The sequence below is a fragment of the Nitrospira sp. T9 genome (assembly GCF_052156535.1).
GTDB lineage: Bacteria > Nitrospirota > Nitrospiria > Nitrospirales > UBA8639 > Nitrospira_E.
This window is the reverse complement of the sequence record NZ_JBQKUP010000034.1, coordinates 146,873-169,031: the sequence shown is the minus strand read 5'-3', so window position 1 is coordinate 169,031 and position 22,159 is coordinate 146,873. Positions and strand designations below refer to the sequence as shown.

The 22,159-nt window shown below is 46.7% G+C and carries 23 protein-coding genes and 1 tRNA gene; 4 read left to right on the top strand and 20 right to left on the bottom strand.

Translation table 11 applies throughout. The features are described from left to right. Window positions 1-35 precede the first annotated feature (35 nt). A tRNA-Arg gene (locus ACTRXD_RS09390) sits at window positions 36-112 on the bottom strand. Window positions 113-345: 233 nt separating this feature from the next. Between ACTRXD_RS09390 and ACTRXD_RS09385 the strand changes: the two genes are divergently transcribed. Continuing rightward, window positions 346-657: a hypothetical protein gene (locus ACTRXD_RS09385; protein WP_442431550.1), complete on the top strand. Its 312-nt coding sequence runs from the start codon at window positions 346-348 to the stop codon at window positions 655-657. 338 nt (window positions 658-995) lie between these two features. Here ACTRXD_RS09385 and ACTRXD_RS09380 read toward each other — a convergent pair whose 3' ends face one another. From ACTRXD_RS09380 to rpmH, 19 genes are all read right to left on the bottom strand, one after another. Further along, a complete protein-coding gene (locus ACTRXD_RS09380) occupies window positions 996-1,436 on the bottom strand; it encodes a hypothetical protein (protein ID WP_442431549.1) in 441 nt (146 codons plus the stop codon). A 43-nt stretch (window positions 1,437-1,479) separates the two neighbouring features. Beyond that, complete coding sequence (locus ACTRXD_RS09375; RefSeq protein WP_442431548.1) at window positions 1,480-2,517, bottom strand: RluA family pseudouridine synthase; 1,038 nt, start codon at window positions 2,515-2,517, stop codon at window positions 1,480-1,482. Further along, window positions 2,474-2,914: a F0F1 ATP synthase subunit epsilon gene (locus ACTRXD_RS09370; protein WP_442431547.1), complete on the bottom strand. Its 441-nt coding sequence runs from the start codon at window positions 2,912-2,914 to the stop codon at window positions 2,474-2,476. Before ACTRXD_RS09370 ends, ACTRXD_RS09375 begins: the two co-directional genes overlap by 44 nt. A 14-nt stretch (window positions 2,915-2,928) precedes the next feature. Beyond that, complete coding sequence (atpD, locus tag ACTRXD_RS09365) at window positions 2,929-4,386, bottom strand: F0F1 ATP synthase subunit beta (protein WP_442431546.1); 1,458 nt, start codon at window positions 4,384-4,386, stop codon at window positions 2,929-2,931. Window positions 4,387-4,457: 71 nt separating this feature from the next. Beyond that, window positions 4,458-5,333: an ATP synthase F1 subunit gamma gene (gene atpG, locus ACTRXD_RS09360; protein ID WP_442431545.1), complete on the bottom strand. Its 876-nt coding sequence runs from the start codon at window positions 5,331-5,333 to the stop codon at window positions 4,458-4,460. A 12-nt stretch (window positions 5,334-5,345) separates the two neighbouring features. Then, window positions 5,346-6,866 carry a F0F1 ATP synthase subunit alpha gene (gene atpA, locus ACTRXD_RS09355; RefSeq protein WP_442431544.1) on the bottom strand — a complete coding sequence of 507 codons (1,521 nt, stop codon included), beginning with the start codon at window positions 6,864-6,866 and terminating at the stop codon, window positions 5,346-5,348. Between the two features lie 3 nt (window positions 6,867-6,869). After that, window positions 6,870-7,409, bottom strand: a complete 540-nt coding sequence (atpH, locus tag ACTRXD_RS09350) for an ATP synthase F1 subunit delta (protein WP_442431543.1) — start codon at window positions 7,407-7,409, stop codon at window positions 6,870-6,872. A gap of 133 nt (window positions 7,410-7,542) precedes the next feature. Next, entirely contained in the window at window positions 7,543-8,694 is a 1,152-nt protein-coding gene (mnmA, locus tag ACTRXD_RS09345; RefSeq protein WP_442431542.1) for a tRNA 2-thiouridine(34) synthase MnmA, read from the bottom strand. After that, on the bottom strand, window positions 8,694-9,170 hold the full coding sequence (locus tag ACTRXD_RS09340; protein WP_312742886.1) for a bactofilin family protein: 477 nt from the start codon (window positions 9,168-9,170) through the stop codon (window positions 8,694-8,696). Before ACTRXD_RS09340 ends, mnmA begins: the two co-directional genes overlap by 1 nt. Window positions 9,171-9,272: 102 nt before the next feature. Then, window positions 9,273-9,773, bottom strand: coding sequence for a bactofilin family protein (locus ACTRXD_RS09335; protein WP_442431541.1), 501 nt, complete (start codon window positions 9,771-9,773; stop codon window positions 9,273-9,275). Between the two features lie 156 nt (window positions 9,774-9,929). Further along, complete coding sequence (locus ACTRXD_RS09330; RefSeq protein WP_442431540.1) at window positions 9,930-10,787, bottom strand: ParB/RepB/Spo0J family partition protein; 858 nt, start codon at window positions 10,785-10,787, stop codon at window positions 9,930-9,932. Continuing rightward, window positions 10,765-11,532: a ParA family protein gene (locus tag ACTRXD_RS09325; protein ID WP_442431733.1), complete on the bottom strand. Its 768-nt coding sequence runs from the start codon at window positions 11,530-11,532 to the stop codon at window positions 10,765-10,767. Before ACTRXD_RS09325 ends, ACTRXD_RS09330 begins: the two co-directional genes overlap by 23 nt. Before the next feature lie 48 nt (window positions 11,533-11,580). After that, entirely contained in the window at window positions 11,581-12,249 is a 669-nt protein-coding gene (gene rsmG / locus ACTRXD_RS09320) for a 16S rRNA (guanine(527)-N(7))-methyltransferase RsmG (protein ID WP_442431539.1), read from the bottom strand. Window positions 12,250-12,359: 110 nt separating this feature from the next. Continuing rightward, on the bottom strand, window positions 12,360-14,222 hold the full coding sequence (gene mnmG, locus ACTRXD_RS09315) for a tRNA uridine-5-carboxymethylaminomethyl(34) synthesis enzyme MnmG (RefSeq protein WP_442431538.1): 1,863 nt from the start codon (window positions 14,220-14,222) through the stop codon (window positions 12,360-12,362). A gap of 45 nt (window positions 14,223-14,267) precedes the next feature. Continuing rightward, on the bottom strand, window positions 14,268-15,722 hold the full coding sequence (mnmE, locus tag ACTRXD_RS09310; RefSeq protein WP_442431537.1) for a tRNA uridine-5-carboxymethylaminomethyl(34) synthesis GTPase MnmE: 1,455 nt from the start codon (window positions 15,720-15,722) through the stop codon (window positions 14,268-14,270). Window positions 15,723-15,742: 20 nt separating this feature from the next. After that, window positions 15,743-17,479 carry a membrane protein insertase YidC gene (yidC, locus tag ACTRXD_RS09305; protein ID WP_442431536.1) on the bottom strand — a complete coding sequence of 579 codons (1,737 nt, stop codon included), beginning with the start codon at window positions 17,477-17,479 and terminating at the stop codon, window positions 15,743-15,745. A 69-nt stretch (window positions 17,480-17,548) separates the two neighbouring features. Then, window positions 17,549-17,758 (bottom strand): membrane protein insertion efficiency factor YidD, encoded by a 210-nt coding sequence (gene yidD / locus ACTRXD_RS09300; RefSeq protein ID WP_442431732.1) that lies wholly within the window; start codon window positions 17,756-17,758, stop codon window positions 17,549-17,551. A gap of 12 nt (window positions 17,759-17,770) precedes the next feature. Beyond that, a complete protein-coding gene (gene rnpA / locus ACTRXD_RS09295; RefSeq protein ID WP_442431731.1) occupies window positions 17,771-18,100 on the bottom strand; it encodes a ribonuclease P protein component in 330 nt (109 codons plus the stop codon). Window positions 18,101-18,109: 9 nt separating this feature from the next. Then, on the bottom strand, window positions 18,110-18,250 hold the full coding sequence (gene rpmH / locus ACTRXD_RS09290; RefSeq protein ID WP_376753392.1) for a 50S ribosomal protein L34: 141 nt from the start codon (window positions 18,248-18,250) through the stop codon (window positions 18,110-18,112). A 196-nt stretch (window positions 18,251-18,446) separates the two neighbouring features. On the opposite strand from rpmH, the gene hisS reads away from it, so the two are divergent. From hisS to dnaA, 3 genes are all read left to right on the top strand, one after another. After that, window positions 18,447-19,697 (top strand): histidine--tRNA ligase, encoded by a 1,251-nt coding sequence (gene hisS, locus ACTRXD_RS09285; protein WP_442431535.1) that lies wholly within the window; start codon window positions 18,447-18,449, stop codon window positions 19,695-19,697. 171 nt (window positions 19,698-19,868) lie between these two features. After that, window positions 19,869-20,213, top strand: a complete 345-nt coding sequence (locus tag ACTRXD_RS09280) for a DsrE family protein (protein ID WP_442431534.1) — start codon at window positions 19,869-19,871, stop codon at window positions 20,211-20,213. Window positions 20,214-20,766: 553 nt separating this feature from the next. Beyond that, window positions 20,767-22,143, top strand: a complete 1,377-nt coding sequence (gene dnaA, locus ACTRXD_RS09275; protein ID WP_442431533.1) for a chromosomal replication initiator protein DnaA — start codon at window positions 20,767-20,769, stop codon at window positions 22,141-22,143. The last annotated feature ends 16 nt before the right edge of the window (window positions 22,144-22,159 follow it).

The window sequence follows — 22,159 nt, the reverse complement described above, 5'->3', positions numbered from 1 at the left end:
TACTACCATCATCAGGGCAACTGGGGAAATCTGAATGGTGCGCCCGGAGGGACTTGAACCCCCAACCCTCGGCTCCGAAGGCCGATGCTCTATCCAATTGAGCTACGGACGCATGAAGAAGAATTGACTTTATACATCCCACCAAGGTTCCCGTCAACCAATCTCTCATTTAGCCAGGCTCCCCTGGTGTTCCCTCACCTTCATATTATCTATTAAGGCATGTGATCATTTCGTAGCTTCAACCTCCTGAGCCCACTCCTCTGGGGAATAGTCACGGAAACTCCTATTGGTTTGAAATGGGCTTGAGCAAGATACTTATTCCTATTTCTGAATGGCAGGAATCAAATGATACGTACCGAACAGTTGGCCTCTGATACCATCATGTTTCATGTGCAAGGACAGTTTAATAAACAAGTTGCCAAAGAGTTGAGTTTGTTGGTCTTTCGTTCTTACCACTTAGGGTGTAAGACCTTCCTTTGCAATTTGAGCCTTGCCAAGGCGCTTGATAATGAAGCTTATTCGCAACTAACTGTGATAGCAGAAGGGTTACGAGATAAAGGAAGGAATTGGCGAGTAATTTCCCCCCCTTCTTCCAGCGGAAACCAGCTTATCCTCCGAACAAGTCTTCAGTTTCTTGTTCCTGCAAACTTGAATTAATTACTCTTCTCTAAGAATGATCCTAGCGACCATCCTTCTTCGATAACAAATCCTTGCTCGACTCGGCTCTTTCCCAAATCCTCTTAGAATTCACCTAATCACCCAAAAATAAAGCGATCCCGCATTTTGTAACCCTTGTAGACCGACCCCCCCAAAATCCCTCGTATTTTTGGAAATAGAGCTCCGTCCATTAATTGGGAGTATGAGGGAAGGAGGAAGTTGCCCCAAAAAACGGAGGCACCATTCCGATTAATCCCGCAGGAAATTTCTCTGCGACTATTCCCCACTGCCCCCCCTAGGTAAGCTTTGGGGTATCCTGCGCAGTTATAATTAAAGGATTAATACGATTCAGGGGTAGGAAGATCGATTTCGGATTGGGTGGCTTCAGGGACAAGTCTTTCTAAGCGGCGATGATAGTCACAAAGACGTTGTTGTTGAGGTGGAGTGAATTTAATAGTTTCCTGATTGTGCAATTCCACCAACTGTTCAACGCATTGCAACAGGGGAGGTACGGCATCAAATACTTTTCCCGCCTCAAAAGCTTCTAAGGATTCGACAAATAATGGAGGGAGAGTTTTGTATGTGACTCCCACTCGGTCGCGAAATCGATAGACCGTGGTTTCATACGAATCGACTGCCTCCGGTGTTGGACGAATTCCACCAGATAATGCCAGCATGGACTTGGCCGGTACTTTCGCGGCAAAGGCCGCCAGACTGGCAATCAGTTCTCCTAAGGTGTCAACCACCTGCCCAGGTTCAAATTTTGCCTCTTTATCCATATCTTGAAATCTACTCCAATCCCTTGCCTGCTTGTCAAGACAATCATTCGTCTTCCTTGCCCTTCAAGGCATTCAGTACGGTTATCATATCTTCCGGCAATTCCGCTGAAAATGTCACCATTTTGTGAGAAACAGGATGTATGAAACCAAGAACTTTGGCATGCAACATCACACGGGGAATGCCAATTCCCCCAACATCCATAACTTTTTTCCCTCCATAGGTTTGGTCACCCAAAATCGGACATCCGATAGCCTTGAGGTGAACTCGTAGCTGATGCGTGCGTCCTGTGCCAGGGAATAATTCCACGTGTGCCGCCGCAGCCCCAAATCGTTCTTTCACCCGGTAACTGGTCAGCGACTCCTTGGGATTGGTTGTGCGTGCGGAAAATGTTTTCCGATCTTTGGTATCTCGTCCAATCGACAACTCAATCCGGCCTTCCCGTGTTTTTGGCCCTTCCCACACAAACGCCTCATAGACCCGAATGATGGAGTGGGCTTTGAATTGTCCCGCCAATTTCCGGTGAGTCTGATCATTTTTCGCCACGACTAAGATCCCTGTCGTTTCCTTGTCAAGTCGATGCACCAAACCCGGACGTTCCTTTCCTCCAATAGTTGAAAGATGCCCTTCCCCACTTTGCATGTGATGGAGGAGCGCATTTACCAAGGTCCCCGTCCAATGACCCGGAGCCGGATGAACCACAAGGCCGGCCGGTTTGTTGAGAACCAATAGGAATTCATCCTCATAGAGGATGACAAGGGGAATTGGTTCAGGATTAATCGCCAAAGGCTCTGGACGCGGTACGACCAGGACAATGCAATCACCAGGCCTGACCTTGTGGCTGGGTTTCACAACCTGACCACCGACCGTAATATGGCCGTCTTCAATTAATCGTTGGAGGGCTGTTCGAGAAAAATAGGGTTCGCGATTGGCAAGAAAATGATCAAGGCGTTTGGGCGATTCGCCTGCGGTGACGATGAACTCCGTCCGCGTAGCGACATGCGGCATGGCAAGTAAAAAAACGGGGCGGTCGATTGCTTTATATAAGACGGGAACCGGCCTGTTGGTGGTGGCGACCGGCAATTTTTTGCCGGAGGCGGGCCTTTTCCAAACTGACGCGAGCTTCCTCAACTTCTGAGGGTAGCCCGCCACGCTCCAGACGTTCTTCCGCTTTTCGAACGGCATCCTCGGCCCGTTCTACGTTAATGTCTTCAGCCTTTTCGGCAATTTCGGCCAGAATCGTCACCTTAGTCGGCGTCACTTCAGCAAACCCCCAGAGCACAGCCATGTATTCAGTCTGTTCACCAATACGGTATTGAAGTTCGCCAATCCGCAAGGTAGTCAGAAAATGACAATGGCCCGGCAGGACACCGAAATCTCCCTCACTCCCAGGAGCCGACACGTAGTCGACTTCCTTACTGAGCAAACGGTGATCGGGGGTGACCACCTCTAAAAGAATTTTCCCTGATGACGCCGTCACACCAGCACCTGCCATTATCGTTTGTATCCGAGTTTTTCAGCTTTTTCGATGGCTTCTTCGATAGGCCCAACCATATAGAAGGCCTGCTCTGGAAGATCATCGTATTTACCATCCACGATTTCTTTGAAGCTTCGAACGGTATCAACGAGTTTCACATATTTCCCGGGTGATCCAGTAAAGGCTTCTGCCACGTGGAAGGGCTGAGAGAGAAACCGTTGAAGTTTCCTCGCCCTGGCTACCGTTTGCTTGTCGTCCTCCGATAACTCGTCCATACCTAAGATGGCGATGATATCTTGAAGATCTTTATACCGTTGCAAAGTGCCTTGTACCCGTTGCACAACCTGGTAATGCTCATCACCCAAAATATGGGGATCTAAAATTCTTGAGGTGGAATCCAATGGATCGACCGCAGGATAGATGCCCAACTCGGCCAATTGGCGTGACAACACGGTGGTGGCATCCAAATGGGCAAACGCCGTTGCCGGGGCTGGGTCAGTCAAGTCATCAGCCGGCACATAAATCGCTTGAACCGAAGTGATGGATCCCTTCTTGGTCGACGTGATCCGTTCTTGTAAAGTCCCCATCTCCGTCCCCAACGTCGGTTGATACCCCACGGCTGATGGCATTCGACCGAGCAAGGCAGATACCTCGGAGCCGGCTTGAGTAAATCGGAAGATGTTGTCGACAAAGAGCAGCACATCCTGATGCTCCTCATCGCGGAAATATTCGGCGATGGTCAGTCCGGTCAGGCCTACCCGGAGGCGAGCTCCTGGTGGCTCATTCATTTGTCCATAAACCAAGGCGGCTTTTGATTTTGAAAAATCATGGGGATCAATGACCTTGGACTCCTGCATTTCATGCCAAAGATCATTACCCTCACGAGTCCGTTCACCGACGCCGGCAAAAACTGAAAACCCCCCATGGTGGAGGGCGATATTATTGATAAGTTCCATGATGATGACGGTTTTACCTACGCCGGCACCACCGAACAGCCCGACCTTTCCCCCTTTGGCATAGGGCTCCAACAGGTCGATGACTTTAATGCCGGTTTCCAATATTTCTGTTTTGGTTTCCTGGTCTTCTAACGCAGGGGCCGCACGGTGAATGGACCACCGTTTTTCCGTTTTGACCGCACCGAAGCCATCAACAGGATCACCCAAAACATTGACGACCCGCCCGAGGGTTTCCCGTCCAACGGGAACAGAAATCGCCGCACCGGTATCTTTCACCTCTAAACCACGGACCAATCCATCGGTCGAGGACATGGCGACCGCCCTCACCCGGTTTTCCCCAAGGTGCTGGGCCACTTCCAATGTGACCTGGATGCCTGATTGTACTTCTTGATCGCCAGAACTATGGGTGATCGTTAATGCATTAAAAATATTGGGAAGTTTCCCTGGAGGAAACTCCACGTCCACCACCGGTCCCATGACTTGAATGACTTTTCCATTTCCGACATCCGTACCCACCATAGACTCCTTGGTTGAAAAAGATTGGTGAACGGCACACGGTCTCCCGTGCCCGGCCAGGATCAACCTTCGATTTATTTCAGGGCCTCTGCGCCTCCCACGATATCCATCAATTCTTTGGTAATCGCGGCCTGGCGCGTTTTGTTATAAAATAACGTGACCTTTTTGATTAATTCTCCGGCATTCCGCGTGGCCCCATCCATGGCCGTCATTCGTGCCGCCTGTTCCGCGGCAGCCGACTCTAATAAGACCCGATACGTCTGTATTTCAAAATGCTTAGGCAATAAGGTGGTTAACAATTCATTTTCATCGGGTTCATAGAGATAACTCCCACCCGTCGCCGGCTTCTCCCTTTCGCCGGACTCCTGGACCGATTCAATGGGGAGCAGCTTTTCAACGAATACCTGCTGCTGCATGACCGATTTGAATTCGTTATAGACCACATACAGTTGATCAAAGGTGCCTTCATGATATTGGGACACAATGTTTTGCCCGATATCCAAGGCGTGTTCAAAACTGAGCCGATCAAAGACTCCTCCCCATTGTTGACGAATCTTCCAATGGCGTCGTTTGAAAAAATCAATAGACTTCCTTCCGGCCAAACTGACCGATACCTGTTTCCCCTGGCTGGTCTGCTCCTCCAAAAATTCAACGGCCTGCCGGAGAATATTGGTATTAAAGGCCCCGCAAAGCCCGCGGTCGCTTGTAACCACCAGAAGTTCGGTCGTATTCCCGTCACGTCGCGGCAGAAGAGGATGAGAGGCACGATTAACCCGTTCGCTCAGGTTCCCCACGACTTCTCGTAACTGATGGGAATAGGGCCTAGCCGCTAGAATACGATCCTGTGCGCGTTTCAACTTAGCCGCCGAAACCATTTTCATGGCTTTGGTTATCTTCTGCGTGTTTTTGACAGACGCAATTTTTCGTCGGAGGCTTTGAAGACTTGGCATAACAAAAAAACTTTACCCTGCTTGATCGTAGCCTTTGGACTGTTTAAATTCTGAAATGATGCTTTTTAACTTGCCCCCAAATTCCTCATCAATCTTCTTTTTTGTCACGATTTCTTCCCGCACATTGGGATGTTTCTCTTTAATATAGGATAACAGACCTTGCTCAAACTCCCGGATTTTATTCACGGGAACATTATCCAGAAACCCATTCACCCCGGCATAAATTGACAACACCTGATTGGCCACAGCCAGGGGTTTATACTGTTCCTGTTTCAGCAGTTCGACCATGCGCGCACCTCTAGCCAATTGAGCTTGCGTGGCTTTATCCAATTCACTGCCAAATTGCGCGAAGGCTGCCATTTCCCGATACTGCGCCAAATCGAGCCGGAGAGTTCCAGCCACTTGCTTCATCGTTTTAATTTGCGCAGCCCCTCCAACCCGGGAAACTGATAACCCAACGTTAATCGCCGGCCGAATACCGGAATAGAACAGGTCAGCTGCCAAATAAATCTGTCCATCAGTAATAGAAATCACATTCGTGGGAATATAGGCGGAGACGTCACCTGCCTGCGTTTCGATAATCGGCAATGCCGTCAAACTTCCGGCGCCTTTTTCATCACTCATCTTGGCGGCTCGTTCCAACAAACGCGAATGCAAGAAGAAGATGTCACCAGGATAGGCTTCACGTCCTGGTGGACGTCGAAGAAGCAGGGAAAGCTGGCGGTAGGCGGTGGCATGTTTGGACAAATCGTCATACACGATAAGCGCATGCTTCCCATTGTCACGGAAATATTCGGCCATGGTCACACCGGCATACGGTGCAAAAAATTGCAACGACGCCGAATCGCTAGCGGTGGCGGACACCACCGTGGTGTACTCCATGGCTCCATGATCCTCAAGGGTTTTCACCACTCGAGCTACCGTCGATCGTTTTTGCCCAATGGCCACATAAAAACAAAACACACCCAGGCCTTTTTGATTGATGATAGTGTCAACCGCAATAGCGGTTTTCCCGGTCTGACGGTCTCCAATAATTAACTCTCGTTGGCCTCGACCGACCGGAATCATGGCATCAATGGCCTTGAGCCCCGTTTGAAGCGGTTCTCCCACCGATTGCCGATCAACCACACCTGGAGCCCGAATTTCGATAAGCCGTGTCTCCGTGGTGTTGATTGGACCCTTCCCATCAATGGGCTTCCCGATGGCATCCACAACACGACCCACCAGTGCCTCTCCAACCGGGACTTCGGCAATTCGTCCGGTGCGTTTCACCGGATCTCCTTCACGAATTCCCACATCCTCGCCCAGGAGCACCGCTCCGACACTATCTTCTTCCAAGTTCAAAGCCACTCCATACACTCCACCAGGAAATTCCAACAACTCTCCTGCCATCGCCCCTTCTAACCCATAAACCTTGGCGATATTGTCACCCACCTGGATGACGTAGCCCATTTCTTTGACATCAACCCGTTGATCGAATCCTTTGATTTTTTCCTTAATGATGGAGCTGATTTCTTCTGCTTTGATCTGCATGGATTATCCCTTCGTCAACTGATCATGCATACCGGCTAGTCGACCCGACACCGTATTATCAAATACCCGGCTGCCAATTTTTATTCTCAATCCCGCAATAAGATGGGGATCTACCTCAAAAGCCACTTCGACTCCATGGTGTAGCGTTTGAGACAAATCGTGCTTGATCTGTTCTTTCTCGGCCGCTTGTAATGGTTTGGCCGAGCCCACCCAGACTTGCTGAACTCCCTTTTGTTGATCGGCCAATTCCGCAAAGGCCTCTGAAATTTCAGGGAGCAACATAGCTCTATTCTTTTTCAACAGTTGAGTGAGGAAATCCCGCATGACCGGAGGGGCCTCCATCCTTTGACTCAATTCATTCAGGACAGTTTGTTTTTCCTCAAAATTAAAGACTGGTGAAGCGAGGACATGCTTCAAGGCAGGGGTTTCCTCCAAGCCTTGTTGCAATGCGCTTAAGGCACTTCGTGCGGGTTCAATACCCGATTTATCGAGCAGTTGGAAAAGCGCCGATGCATATCGGCGCCCAATGGTGCTTTTATTCACAGTTTACAGAGATTCCAGGCAGCCACGTGTTGAACGGAATTGGGCGTGTGTTTAAGCGGGTGAAACTAGCATGAGTGATGCAGCCTGTCAACCGGAAAGACCGGATGTAAAGGGAAATTTTTCTGATTCCCAATTATCGGTGGGGGCGTGCAGCTGAGTTGGTTTCTTCGCACATCTGAATATTTTTCTTTGGGGTTGGCCCTTGAATAATTCCACCTCCCAACACACGATCCCCAAGGTAAAAAACCGCTGACTGGCCAGGACTCAAAGCCCGAACAGGCGCATCAAACGTTATTGTGATCGAAGTGGAATCTGACCATCGGTACGTAGCCGGGACTGGTGGGGAACTATAACGAAATTTCACATCAATTTTGTTTGCATGCTGCAATGACTCTGGAGAGAAAATATTTAAGTCTGCAACCAGGCATTCCCTGGAATCCAAATCTTCGGCAGGACCCAGAACCACCATATTCATGTCTGGAAGCACGCGCTGCACATACAAACGGCTTCCTCCGGCAATACCCAATCCTTTTCGTTGGCCTGGCGTATAAAAGGCCACGCCTTGATGCTGGCCAAGCTCCCTGCCTTTTTCATCCACAAACGTACCGGGACTTGAAGCCTGCGGTGCATTCTGCTTGAGAAATTGTCGGTAATCACCCTGCGTCACAAAGCAAATTTCCTGGCTTTCTTTGAGTTCGTCTACCGGCAGGCCCATAGCCTCCGCTTCCCTCCAGACGTCAGGTTTTTCCATGTCCCCTAAAGGAAACATCATTTTTGAGAGCCAACTGGGGGGTATTCGATACAGAAAATATGATTGGTCTTTTTTGGTATCCTTCCCGCGAACCAGGAGAGGGGTCCCTCTTTCATCGTGTTTGATATTGGCATAGTGGCCGGTCGCAATATAGTCAGCTCCAAGTTCATCGGCCACCTGGAAGAGACCTCCAAATTTCACTCGTTCATTACACCGAACACAGGGATTAGGGGTGGTTCCCTGGAGATACCCCCCAATGAAATCCTCAATGACTCCCTTTTGAAAACCTTCACGGGTATCGATGACCCTGTGAGAGATCCCTAATAATTCTGCCACATGTCTGGCTATTCCCACTTTACAGCATCCCCGTTCCTGCCAACGCTTGGAAACGGAGGTGTCATCTTCTTCCTCCCAGACTTTCAAAGTGACCCCGATAACGTCGTACCCCTGCTGCTTCAATAATTTGGCAGCCACGGAGCTATCCACACCGCCACTCATGCCCAGGACAACCCTTTTTGAATCAGAGGCAGGCATTAGCGACTCAACGGCTCTGTTTCTAATTTTTTTTCTAATTTTTGCTCAACCTTGGGAATCGTCTTCCCTTGTCCATTGGAGAGGATCTTATGGTCCATAGGCGCTTCTAATTTTGGAGCGGAACCCATATCGCATTCCCCTTGGAAATACACGCCTTCTTCCATGGCAAAAATGGGAGTATGGACATCACCAATGAGAACCGCCGGCTTAAGGAGTTGGATTTTTGATTTTGCGGTAATCACACCCTCAATCCGGCCGCTGTTCACAATGGTTCCACCTGTGATGGTCCCTTTGATCACGGCACTTTCACCAATGATGAGGGTATCATCAATTGTGATTTCCCCTTCAAAGTTACCATCCACCCGCACCGTGCCCTCAAATTGAGCCTTGCCCTTAAAATCAACACCCTTCCCCAGAAATGTATAAAATTCCTGCCCAAATCCTAATTCCTTTTTCTTTTCTTTTTCACCCCACATAGAACATTCCTCCTCTCATCCAGTAAAGAGCCCTCAAGTTGCACGCTAGGATCTCCATGTCCAACTGGGAACTAGCCGCCTTTTTTTTGCAGAAGATTGCTTTTATTTCACCTTCACGGCTTCTTCTACCGAAATCACAAGTTTGGCTTCTTTGCCTTTTCGCTCCATTTTTTGGGGCATATTGCAGGTCCCGTTAAACACCACTCCCTCATCCATCGAAAGAAGGGGGGAGGTAATTGTCCCTTCAAAGACAGCTGGGGATAACAATTTAACTCGGTGCTTGGCTTCGACATCCCCCGTCAATTGCCCCTGACACATAATGGTCCCTGCATGAATCTTGGCAGCGATGACCGCTTTTTGCCCAATAATTAAGTTGCCGTCGGTATATATTTCACCCTCCAGTCGGCCATCCACCCGCACCGTTCCCTGATACCGAATGGTTCCCTTAAAGGTCACCTCTTCACCAACAAAGGCGATAATATCGCCTGATTCCTGCTGACTGGCTGAAGTCACCGGACTGTCCACCACGGCTGATTCCTTCTCCTGACCTTGACTCATTTCTCCCATATCCTGAGTGCTTTCTTCGCTTTTTTTGAAAAACATGAGCCTCTCCCTCCTCGATAACTGTGTGCTCCAATTTCTTCATGACTGACTCGATACCCGGTAATATTAGCTCCATCATTTGTCATCATCATGATCCTATAACATTCTAAAGGAGGGCCCATTCGCTCAGAAGCCATCCGTTGGATTATTCAAATTCTATTCCATAACCAATGAAGCAATCCGATCCAGTTCATCATCGGAAAAATAATGGATGACGACCTGCCCTCCCCTGACTCCCGCCTTCACCTGGACTTTAGTACCCAAGCGTTTTCGAAATTGCTCTTCCAGGTTTCGAAATCTATTGGGTTCCTCTTTTTTCGATTTGGACCCTTTACCTTTTCTCTGCACGGAAATCATCTGCTCAATTTGGCGAACAGAGAGTTGCTCGGAAACAATTTTCCTTGCAACCTGGATTTGTGCTGCTGGAGTCGGCAGGCCCGCTAATACCTTCGCGTGACCTAAACTGATGACTCCCGCCTCAATATACTCTTGAACATCCTTTGGCAGCGTGAGCAGCCTCACAATATTCGCGATGGAGGAACGATCCTTACCCACAGAGCGTGAAACCAGATCCTGAGTTAGACCGAATTCCCCCATTAATCGTGAATAGGCCTTAGCCTCCTCCATGGGATTGAGATTTTCACGTTGAATATTTTCTACCAACGCAATCGCCAAGGCCTTTTCATCGTTGGAATTCCTCACCAGGACTGGAATGGTTTGCAGCCCGGCAATTTTTGCCGCTCGAAACCGGCGCTCCCCGGCAATCAGTTCGTACATGCCATCGCCTTTTCTCCTGACCACAATCGGCTGCAGTACGCCATGCTCTTTGACGGATTGCGCTAATTCATCTAATTCCGCCTCCAAAAATGTTGTTCTGGGCTGATAGCGGTTCGGGAGAATCTGGTCCAGTGGTATCATGGAGACCGCTTGACCATCCTGCTCCACTTTCCAGACAAGAGTCTTTTTTTCAGGAAGTAGGGCCTGAAGCCCTTTACCTAAGGCTTTCTTTTCCATTCCTCAAAATCTCCTTAGCAAGGTCAAGATAGGCCTTGGCTCCACTAGACGCGGCATTATAGGATAAAACCGCCTTCCCATGGCTCGGGGCTTCAGCCAATGCCACATTTCTTGGGATAACAGTCTGAAAGACTTTATCTGCAAAAAATCCTCGAATTTCATCTTGCACCTGCCGCGAAAGATTAATTCTTGAATCATACATCGTCAACACAATGCCTTGAATAGCTAGCTCCGTATTAAATGACTCCCGGATCCTTTCGACATTTCCCAATAAACGACCCAATCCTTCCATTGCGTAATACTCACATTGCACGGGAATGATCAGGGCAGAGGCTGCAACAAGAGCATTGATGGTCAAGAGACCGAAGGCGGGTGGACAATCAATGATAATAAAATCGAAATCCACAACTCCGTCCAACACATTTTTCAAAATAGTTTGACGATCCGGGAGATTGGACAGTTCGATTTCCGCCCCGACCAAATCGCCCTTTGAGGCCACCACACTAAATCCGTTTATATTAGTAGGTAAAATTACGCTTTCAACTAATCGCCTATCCATCAAACATTCATAAATAGTCGCGCCCTGAGGTTCAATTGATAATCCACTAGTCGCATTGGCCTGTGGGTCCAAATCAATTAATAAAACAGATTTTCCAGATAAAGCCAAAGCCGCGCCAAGGTTGATAGACGTCGTGGTTTTTCCAACTCCGCCTTTCTGATTGGCAATAGCAATGGTCTGTTTCAACATAATCCAATAAACAACATTAGCAATCGTTCCACGTGGAACATGGCATTAGCCTACGTATGATTCAAATTTCAAAACCGACAAGACACGACTTCCATACCCAAATGGTAAATCATAGGATAATTCTTCAAGAACTACCATCCCATTGAGTCGAGAATGATTGTCAATATTTTTCGATCGGAATACAACTAGTTTTCCATTTTTTTTCAAAATACGGTCAAGATTCGGCAGGATGTGGTCTACATTAACACCCTTACAAATGGCGACATCACATTTTTCTTCATGCACCGCCATAGAATCAAAGTCTTCCAACCGACATTGGACAACAGAAATTTTTGGCAAATCAAGCTTCCCAATAATATTATGTAGGAAGGCTGTCTTATTGGATCTTGGTTCCATTAATACAACATCAAGAGCAGGCAAAGCCAACTTAAGTGGTATGCCCGGAAAACCACCACCTGTTCCAATATCAACAATCCTGACACCTGGATTACTGCCAAGCGCCAAATGTCCCGCCAACGAATCGACAAATAGCAAAACGGTCCGCTCGCTGTCTGTGCAAAGACCGGTCAGATTAATTGAACGGTCCCAGCGACGCAATTCATCGTAATACAGACCAAATTTACAAAGTATTTCCTCAGAGAAGGAAAGCCCAAGTTTATGAGCCCCCTGCATGAAATGATCTAGAAAATTAAAAGATTGATCGCTTTGTTCCACGTGGAACATCTCATTTTTCATGGAAAATAAAATAAAGAATTTCCATTGGGCTTTTTAAATTGGATACCTGAAGAAATAAAGCCAGAATTTGGCTCAAGAAGGCAATAGAACTAGCTGGCCTTTTTATGTTTTTCCACGGCAACAAGAAGAAGTGAAATGGCGGCAGGGGTCATTCCAGAAATTCGTGAGGCCTGCCCGATGGATGAAGGGCGCACTTTCTTTAGTTTTTCAACAACTTCATGTGAAAACCCTTTGATATCATCATAATTAAAGTTATCTGGCACTTGACGATGCTCAAGCTTTTTAAATTGCCCAATTAGTTGTTCCTGGCGCTTAATGTATCCCTCATACTTGATGGTTATTTCAATGGCCTCGACCACGTCAGGATTATCCTCTTTTGTTCCATTTAAAAATTGAGCCAAATGATGATATGAAACTTCAGGCCTTCGAAGAAGTTGGGCAAGCGACGAATTGGGGGCAAAGCTTTCCATTGGAATCATATCATCAAGGCCCAGACCTGATGATCTTGGAGCAGTGGAATGAAGTCTCTGTATTTCCCGGTCGATCTTTCCCTTTTTTTCCTGAAAGGTATTAAATGTTCTCTCAGATACAAGCCCGATACGATATCCGTGTTCGGTCAAACGGAAGTCAGCATTATCCTCTCTGAGAAGTAAACGATACTCAGCTCTTGAGGTAAACATTCTATAGGGTTCACGTGCATCTTTTGTGATTAAATCATCAATTAAAACACCAATATAGGCCTGTGACCTATCTAAAATAAGCGGGCTCTCACCTTTCACCTGAAGAGCAGCGTTAATCCCCGCCATAATTCCCTGTGCGGCAGCTTCTTCATAGCCAGATGTCCCATTTATCTGTCCGGCATGAAAGAGTCCTTTGACAAGTTTCGTTTCTAAGGTTTCAAAAAGTTGTCGTGGCGGGAAGTAGTCATATTCAATCGCATAGCCTGGCCTAAGAAAAACTGCCTGTTCAAGACCCGGTATCGTCCGAACAAAGGCCTGCTGTACATCCACCGGCAAGCTGGTCGAAATCCCATTGGGGTAAAATGAGCGTGATTCAAGGGTTTCAGGTTCCATGAAAATCTGATGTCTGTTTTTGTCAGAAAACCGGACCACTTTATCTTCAATTGAGGGGCAATACCGCGGCCCTGTTGACTCAATGATTCCGCAGTACATCGGAGATCTATCAAGATTTGCCCTTATAATTCCATGAGTTTCATCATTCGTATAGGTAATATGGCAGTGAATTTGTGGGTTGGGAATGTGAGTAGTTCGAATAGAAAATGGTCGAGGGACCGAATCCCCAGGCTGTGGAATCATGGCGCTGAAATCAATAGAATCTCTATCTATCCTCGGAGGGGTTCCTGTTTTTAATCGTCCAATTTCAAATCCAAAATCTCTCATGCAATCCGATAGATTCTCTGCAGAGGGCTCACCGGCTCGCCCGCCGGGAAGATGATTCAATCCAATATGCATAAGACCTTTTAAAAAGGTCCCCGATGTCAGGACAACCGCTTTCGTGAAAATAGTTTCGCCGCTATTGGTCATGACACCATTGACCGCCCCGCCCTGTGTCAGAATCCGATTAACTGTGCCTTGAATAATTGATAAATTATCCTGCCTGCTTACCGTCTCCTGCATTCGATTGGCGTAAAGCTGTTTGTCACATTGGACTCGCGTGGCACGCACGGCCGGTCCTTTCCGCATATTGAGCACACGGAATTGAATGCCGGATTGGTCGGTATTCCATCCAATTTCTCCACCTAGAGCATCGATTTCCTTGACGAGATGGCCCTTCCCAATCCCTCCTACAGCAGGATTACATGGCATCGTGGCGATTTTTTTGGAATCAATGGTTAGCATCACCACCCTACACCCCATCCTCGCGGCCGCAAGGGCAGCCTCACACCCGGCATGACCTCCTCCGACGACAACGATGTCACATTCCATACTCATTGTTTTTAATCCGTATTTTTATGAACAATTTTCCAGGGATGGCTTTTACTTCCCAATGCAAAACTCTCGAAAAATTTGATCCAAAATATCCTCATTCGTGATTGCACCGACAATTTCTCCAAGAGAATTCAGTGCCATCCGTAATTCTAATGCAACACATTCGGCTGAAAGTCCATCATCTATGGCCAATAAAGCGTTTTTCAAGGCCTCTCCCGCATTCTGAAGTAGGGTCTTTTGTCTCAGGCGTGAGACGAGCACTGAATCACCGGCCTCATATTGGCGACCAACAGCCAGGCTTTTGATGGCTTTTTTCAAATTATCAAGACCCTCACCGCGTAATGCAGAGACTTCGACATACCTTTTCTCTCCCACAGAACGATTTTCAGAAATTTTTCTAGGTTGGCTGACAATACCCTGCAGCTCTTCCTGAGAAAATTTGGCCGGTAAATCGATTTTATTGAGCACCATTACACAGGATTTTTCATGATATTTTTCAATAAAAAATAAGTCTTTTTCATTAAGTTTTGAGCTTCGATCAAATGCCATAATCAACACGTCAGCTTCTTCAATAGCCTGAGTGGCGCGATTCATTCCTTCATTTTCCAATTCATCCGTCGTATCTCGTAAACCGGCAGTATCAAAGAGCCGTATCATGACTCCTTCCACCATGATAGCCTCTTCGAGAACATCACGCGTGGTCCCAGGAATATGAGATACAATAGCTCGATTGGTTCCCAGTATGCCATTTAACAAACTGGACTTTCCTACATTAGGTCGCCCAATAATGACAGTGCGAATGCCGTCTCGAATCATTCGGCCCTCTTCGGCGGACTCCAATAGTTGGAAGATTTCTCGCAAGACCTCCTGTGTAGTATGTTTGAGCTCGCTCTGGTCAATAAACTGGATATCATCATCCACAAAATCCATTCCGGCTTCCAAGTGGGCAACAAGTTTCACGAGACGGTCCCGTTGATGTTGGATGACCATAGATAGCCGCCCCTGTAGGTGCTCCTGGGCCATTCTTAAACTCTGAAGAGAATTGGCGCGTATGGTATCTAAGACCCCTTCCGCTTGTGTTAAATCCATCCGCCCATTCAAAAAACTCCGTTTCGTAAACTCCCCGGGTTCAGCCAATCTGGCGCCAGCCTGCGTTAAGGCTTCGCAAATGGCATTCACAATGACCGGTCCTCCATGGGCATGCACTTCAACGACATCTTCTCCCGTATAGGATCGTGGGGCCCGCATCGTGACTACCAGGACCTCATCCAATGCCGAGGGAATCTCATTTCCTACAATTTCTCCATGTTGACGAGGGTTCCAAACAAATTGACCCAGGTACAACTGGTAGGGCTTGATCTGTTCAAGAGGTTTACCCGAACGTAATCGAAGAATACTTGAGGCAACAGGAAGGGCGTGAGTTCCACTGACTCGAACGATCCCCACTCCCCCTTCGCCCATGGGGGTGGCTACGGCACAGATGGTGTCGTCTAAAGAGCCCATAAGCTTAGACCGAGGCAGGATTAGGATTTAGAGGAAGAACCCGAGGGAGATGACGAACGTTTCTTTTTTCCGGTTTCCAAAGCAGGTTCGCTCCCTTTGGGAGATTGATCCGTAGACCCACCTTTCGGTTTTTTTAATATATACCTGTCGGTCACAAACTGCTGAGTCACGGTCAGCACATTATTGGTGACCCAATATAACACCAAACCTGCGGGAAAGGTGACAAACAAAAAGGTCAACCCAACAGGAAGAATCATCATCATTTTCGCCTGAGTGGGGTCCATCGTGGTGGGCATGATTTTTTGTTGGACGACCATCGAAATCCCCATCAGCACAGGCAATACATAATACGGATCTTGGGCAGAAAGGTCTGTAACCCACAGCATAAAGGGGGCCTGGCGGAGATCAATCGTCATATACAAAATATTAAAGAGGGCAACAAACACCGGCATCTGCAACACCATGGGGAGGCATCCACCAACTGGATTCACTTTATGCTCTTTATAGAGCTTCATCAGCTCCTGGTTGAGTTTTTCCTTGTTATCTTTAAATTTCTCCTGTAGTGCCAGAACCTTGGGTTGGATGGTTTGCATCCCTTGCATTGATTTATAACTTTTGTACTGCAAGGGAACAAATAATAATTTAATCCCTAAGGTCAGTAAGATAATGGCCACACCATAGTTATGGGTATAGTCATTGATGAACCGTAAAACTGAAAACAGCGGCTTCGCTACGGCTTTCACAATGCTCCAACTGCCATAAATAAACCATCCAAAATCAATGGTATCTTCCAACCCGATTCCGAAAGACTTAAGGACATCGTATTTTTTGGGACCAGCGTACAATTTTGTCTTATGGACTTGTTCCCCAGATCCCCCCGGAAGAGACATGCCAGCAGAGACAACCATTTCGGTTTCAAGCTTAGAATACAGGCCGTTCGCATTTTCCGGGATAAACACACTCATAAAATATTTATCCTGAAGGGCTAACCACCTGACAGGACCATCGCGTCGCAGGATCGGAGCATCTGCATCGGGGGACAATTTTTCCAATTCATCCCCGACCATCCAGGCAGATCCTAGTAATCCAATGAATCCCTGACCCCATTCCACCACACCAAAATTGGTGCCCAAAAGCACATCGATGTCACCTGAAATCCCCCTGGTGCGAATAATGATATCCACCACATAGGAATCGTAATGAAATGTGAGTTCCTTTTGGAGCCACAAATCGGATTCAGAAGACGAATGGGTTAAAAGCACTTTACCGGTGGGATGCAATGCATCTAATTCGTTAAAATCCTTTTGGATCTGAAAGTTCCCTTGACGAAGACGCCGAGTTTCCTCGTCGTTTCCCTTGATCTGCACCGTGAGTGGCTCGGGAAACTGTCCATTTGGATATACCAATTGGACGGGAACATTCTCCTCTGTTTGAGTAAGATATTCTTTTAGCTCCCAGGAGGTGATGACTCCTCCTTGGCCGGAAATATCAGCTCGAAAAAGCGGGGTTTCAACAACCACGATCTCTTCAGTAAGTAATGGCTCAGCAGAAGGAATAGAGGAGGATATTGAAGGGGATTCAGATAAAGAGGTGGTGGTCTCAGCATCCGCCCCATTTTTCGGCAAACTGGTTGTCAGCTCTTGATCGATGATCGGACTGGTAGAGAATGGAGAATATCCCAACTCCTTCAGGAGCAGGTCATACCCAAAGATAATCCCTAAGGAAAGAACAAGGAAAAGGACTACACGCTTTTCCATTTTTCTAACTCGTGAGTCCCATAAAGCTGGTGGTAATTAACAATCAAACGGAGGCAAAATATTCAGTGTTCAGGGAACCGGATCCAGCCCCCCAGGATGGAATGGATGACACTTGAGAATTCGACCAGCCATTAAGACCACACCTTTCATCGCGCCATGTTTATGGATAGCCTCAAGGCCATAATGAGAACATGTCGGTTCAAAACGGCAACAGGTTCCTATAAACGGGGAAATTCCATATTGGTAGACTGCAATAATTTTTTTCAAAACCGAGGCTATCATTTTGTATAATTAAAGAAGACCGACTTTGGCTAATGTGCTCTTCCAAGTTTCCCCAACCCTCTGATATTTCACACCCAAAACCATGATTTTTGGGTACACGATGCAATGAAAACCACCGGCCATTCCAGATTGCGATTCTCTGACGAGTTCACGAAAGATCCGTTTCAGCCGATTTCTCGTGACGGCTTTGCCCACTCGTCGACCGACGACGATTCCTATCCGAGAGGGATCATGATTGGGTACACGACTAACAAGGAGGGTAAAAAATGGGTTCCGCACAACAGACCCATTGGCCTTCACTCCATCATATTCGTATTTTTTCTTTAAAAAAAACGGGATGCCCTCCCCTTACTCATCGGAAACCGTCAAGCGGTACCTGCCCTTCTTTCGTCGACGGGCAAGGACCTTTCTCCCATTCTTAGTGCTCATGCGCTTTCTAAATCCATGATCTCGTTTTCTTTTTAAATTAGAGGGCTGTCGATAGGTCATTGACACGGCATTGTTCTCCTTTTAGCCAATTTCTTATGAACACGCCATTTTATGGGGGGAAAGATCAAGAGTCAAACGTATTTTCTCACTCCAAAACTGACACACCAACCCATTGATTCGTTGACTGGATTCTGGCGGAAAGATATAGTCGGATTCTCTTTTCCCCAATATTTTCGTCAACAGAATAAGGCTGACCGTGTTACGCTCCATTAAGGGTCTTAAGGACATTTTGCCTCAACAAACCCCGCAATGGCGCTATATGGAAACATTGGCCCATACCCTTGCTGCCCAATCCGGTTTTTCTGAAATACGTATTCCGATATTCGAGTCCACTGAACTCTATGCCAGGAGTATTGGAGGAGAAACCGATATTGTAGAGAAAGAGATGTATACCTTTCCTGATCGAGATGGGAGTTCTCTGACGTTACGTCCTGAGGGTACGGCCGGGGTGGTGCGAGCTGTGTTGGAGCATCATCTTCTGGAATCACCCTCTACACGAAAACTGTATTATCTTGGCCCGATGTTCCGTCATGAACGACCACAAGCAGGTCGATACCGGCAATTTCATCAATTTGGGGTTGAAGCTTTCGGGACCGAAGATCCCTTCATGGATGTCGAAGTGATTGCCCTTTTATGGAGGTTTTTTTGTTCGTTGGGACTTAAAGATCTCACTTTGCAAATGAATTCAATTGGCAATACTCAAGATCGTGAAAACTATATTCGAGAACTCAAACAGTTCATTTCTTCTAGATTGGAAATGATTTGCGGTAACTGCCAGCGTCGGTACACGACGAATCCCTTACGGATTCTCGACTGTAAGGTCCCGATTTGTCAGGAAGCAACAAAGGACGCTCCAACTCTTTTCGACCATCTCTCCCCCGAATCGGCCGCTCATTTTCAAAGCGTTCTTGATGGACTCACGTCCATAGACATCCCGTATTCCTTGAACTACCGTTTGGTGAGAGGCCTGGATTATTACTCCCGCACGACCTTTGAAATCACTTCTCCACACTTAGGGGCTCAGAGCACCATTGGGGCTGGAGGCCGCTATGACGGATTGGTCGCCTTACTCCAAGGTCCGTCCACCCCTGCTATTGGATTTGCTGTTGGACTGGAAAGAGTGGCTCTCCTTCTTCCTGAACAAATAGCCTCCCCAAAAATTCCTTTATTTTTTGTGGCCGGATTTGGAGAGGAAGCCAAACCTATAGCTTTTAATCTTCTCAATAAACTGAGAGAGCTAGGTATACGGGCAGACACAGACTATAAAAGTGTCAATTTAAAATCCCTCCTTCGATCCGCGGATAAACTTGGAGCCGGTTATGCCATTATTCTCGGGGACGATGAAGCCCGCTCAGAAACGGCCATCATCCGGAACATGACGACCAAAGCCCAGGAATCCGTGAAGCTAAAAGAAATTTCTCAAAAAATTCAATCCTTAGCCTCATAAAAAGTGGGACAAGATATCTTGGGTTTTTTCTTGACATTTTTCCTACCTGATGTTAGGGTTTTTTTCTTATTTTTCAATAGGAAACGAAATTTTTTTATTCAAAAATTATCCTCCATTAATTTCATTAACAAATCCAGCATTTTACGTAATAATCCAAGGTATCAATAAGGGATGCCAAAAAATCTGGTTATCCTTATTCGAGAAGACCCCACCCGTACTCATCGGGCCTCCGAAGCTATGCGAATTGCGTTGGGATTATCCACCGGTCCCAATCCGATAAAGATTATTCTTTTAGAAAATGCCAGGCAGTTAATTTCCGATGAGGCCGATAACCTTCCTGATGGCGAAATTCTGGAAAAATATCTCCCGGCTATCAAAAATTTAGAATTGCCGATTGTGGTCCCTATAGGGAGTGGGAAGACCATTGCCCTTGATCAGGAATTTACCATTCAAGAGTCATCTCCATCTCAAATAGCTTCACTCGTTTCTCATGCTGATCGCGTTTTAACCTTTTAACGGTGCCCCCAATGAGAAACATTTTATATATCTGTACGAAAAACCAGTACGACTGGAATACGTTCTTTCCGGAAATGGATTCTGCTGTATCGGAAATGGATCCATCCGTTTTGCTTCTTCAAAATGGACTGGATTTACCACATGTTCCGAGTTCCAAGGTTTTTGTTTTACGCAGTGAAGGAGAAAGTGGAGAAGATTCCAGATCATATGAACCAATTTCCTATCAGGGGTTTTTGGAAAAAATATTTTTGGCGGATTTGGCTTTGGTGATATAACTATCCCTCTTCTTCTTTGTTATAAAAGAAGACAAAGAAATAGTAGGAGTAGTGGTAGTAGGGATAGGGAATAGTGGGGATAACGATTCTGGAAACTCCAAACTCCTTTGATTGTGGGTAAATAGGGTGGTTTGAGGTTTAAATTTATCGTAGTGGAAGTTGTGGATAAAGTACATGAAGTTTATGGTAGAGGGTGTTGATAGGAATTAGAGAGTGTCTAATAAGATAGGACAGACTTGTACTAGGTGCCTTTACTATTAACATCTGTGAATAATATTGTGAATAAGTTGAATTTGCCTAATATTAACAATGATAAAGTTTGGGTGGACGTGTTGAATTTTGTCAGCCCCAGGGTGGGAGATGACACTATTGAAACATGGTTTCAACCTTTGGTTTTAGAGAGTCTTACGGAAGATCAAGTTCATATCCGTGTTCCAAATAGATTTTTTGGGGAATGGTTAGGCAGAAACTATAAAGATTTACTCAAAGAGGCCTTTCAGCATGTCGAAGGGGTAAATCCGGCGGAAATTATTTTTGTCATGAAAGAGCAGGATGGAGACGGAGAACCATCGCCTCAACTCAAAGCTGAAGTTCGAGAAAACCGCGTGCCGCCTCAACTTCAACGGGTGAGACGTCAACCTCTTCCCAACCCCAAATATACCTTTAAAAATTTTGTCGTGGGAGCGAGTAATCAATTTGCGCATGCCGCTTGTCTCGCTGTCGCAGAATCACCTGCCAAAGCGTATAACCCGTTATTCATTTATGGCGGGGTGGGGTTAGGGAAAACGCATCTTCTCAACTCTATAGGAAATTATATTGCTGATCATGGCGATCTCCGTATTGCGTATGTCACGACGGAGCAATTCACGAATGAGGTTATTAATTCCATCCGCTATGACAAAATGATTGAATTGAGAAGGCGATACAGAAATGTGGACATGCTGCTCATTGACGATATTCAATTTTTGGCAGGGAAAGAGCGGACACAAGAGGAATTTTTTCACACATTTAATTCTCTCTATGAAGCGGGAAAACAGATCGTATTGTCGAGTGATCGATTTCCCAAAGAAATGCCTTCAATGGAAGAACGGCTTCGGTCGCGCTTTGAGTGGGGACTGATTGCGGATCTTCAACCACCTGATGTCGAAACTCGAATCGCCATTCTCCGAAAAAAATCGGAGGAAGAAGGTATCGCCATCAATGAGGAAGTCATCCAGTTGTTGGCGGCGAATTTAAAAAGTAATATTCGTGAAATTGAAGGGGCACTGATTCGACTTGGCGCCTATGCATCTCTCACGGGTCAAAAAATCACTGCGGACATGGCCAAACACATCCTCCGTGATCTTCTTGGTGGAAAACGGAAGGTGATCACGACTGAGGATATACAAGAAGTGGTCGCCAACCGGTTCCATGTCAAGATATCAGATTTGAAATCGAAACGACGAACGAAAACCTTAGTGTTTCCTCGCCAGATTGCGATGTTCCTTAGCCGCGATATGACGGACTCTTCCTTTCCGGAAATAGGAAGAGACTTTGGGGGGAAAGACCATACGACAATTATTCATGCTTGTAAGCAAATGCAGAAGGCTCAGGAAACGGATTCCACTCTTCGAGCCACAATCGAAAGCCTGAAAGAAGAAATCGGCAAGGGATAACACCACTGTTTATGGG

Excerpts from the sequence above, each read along its gene's own strand:
- ACTRXD_RS09385 (WP_442431550.1), top strand. The coding sequence starts at position 346 with ATGATACGTACCGAACAGTTGGCCTCTGATACCATCATGTTTCATGTG.
- ACTRXD_RS09380 (WP_442431549.1), bottom strand. The coding sequence starts at position 1,436 with ATGGATAAAGAGGCAAAATTTGAACCTGGGCAGGTGGTTGACACCTTA.
- atpD (WP_442431546.1), bottom strand. The coding sequence starts at position 4,386 with ATGGTGGGTACGGATGTCGGAAATGGAAAAGTCATTCAAGTCATGGGA.
- atpG (WP_442431545.1), bottom strand. The coding sequence starts at position 5,333 with ATGCCAAGTCTTCAAAGCCTCCGACGAAAAATTGCGTCTGTCAAAAAC.
- atpA (WP_442431544.1), bottom strand. The coding sequence starts at position 6,866 with ATGCAGATCAAAGCAGAAGAAATCAGCTCCATCATTAAGGAAAAAATC.
- mnmA (WP_442431542.1), bottom strand. The coding sequence starts at position 8,694 with ATGCCTGCCTCTGATTCAAAAAGGGTTGTCCTGGGCATGAGTGGCGGT.
- ACTRXD_RS09340 (WP_312742886.1), bottom strand. The coding sequence starts at position 9,170 with ATGTGGGGTGAAAAAGAAAAGAAAAAGGAATTAGGATTTGGGCAGGAA.
- ACTRXD_RS09335 (WP_442431541.1), bottom strand. The coding sequence starts at position 9,773 with ATGTTTTTCAAAAAAAGCGAAGAAAGCACTCAGGATATGGGAGAAATG.
- ACTRXD_RS09330 (WP_442431540.1), bottom strand. The coding sequence starts at position 10,787 with ATGGAAAAGAAAGCCTTAGGTAAAGGGCTTCAGGCCCTACTTCCTGAA.
- mnmG (WP_442431538.1), bottom strand. The coding sequence starts at position 14,222 with ATGAGTATGGAATGTGACATCGTTGTCGTCGGAGGAGGTCATGCCGGG.
- mnmE (WP_442431537.1), bottom strand. The coding sequence starts at position 15,722 with ATGGGCTCTTTAGACGACACCATCTGTGCCGTAGCCACCCCCATGGGC.
- yidC (WP_442431536.1), bottom strand. The coding sequence starts at position 17,479 with ATGGAAAAGCGTGTAGTCCTTTTCCTTGTTCTTTCCTTAGGGATTATC.
- rpmH (WP_376753392.1), bottom strand. The coding sequence starts at position 18,250 with ATGACCTATCGACAGCCCTCTAATTTAAAAAGAAAACGAGATCATGGA.
- ACTRXD_RS09280 (WP_442431534.1), top strand. The coding sequence starts at position 19,869 with ATGCCAAAAAATCTGGTTATCCTTATTCGAGAAGACCCCACCCGTACT.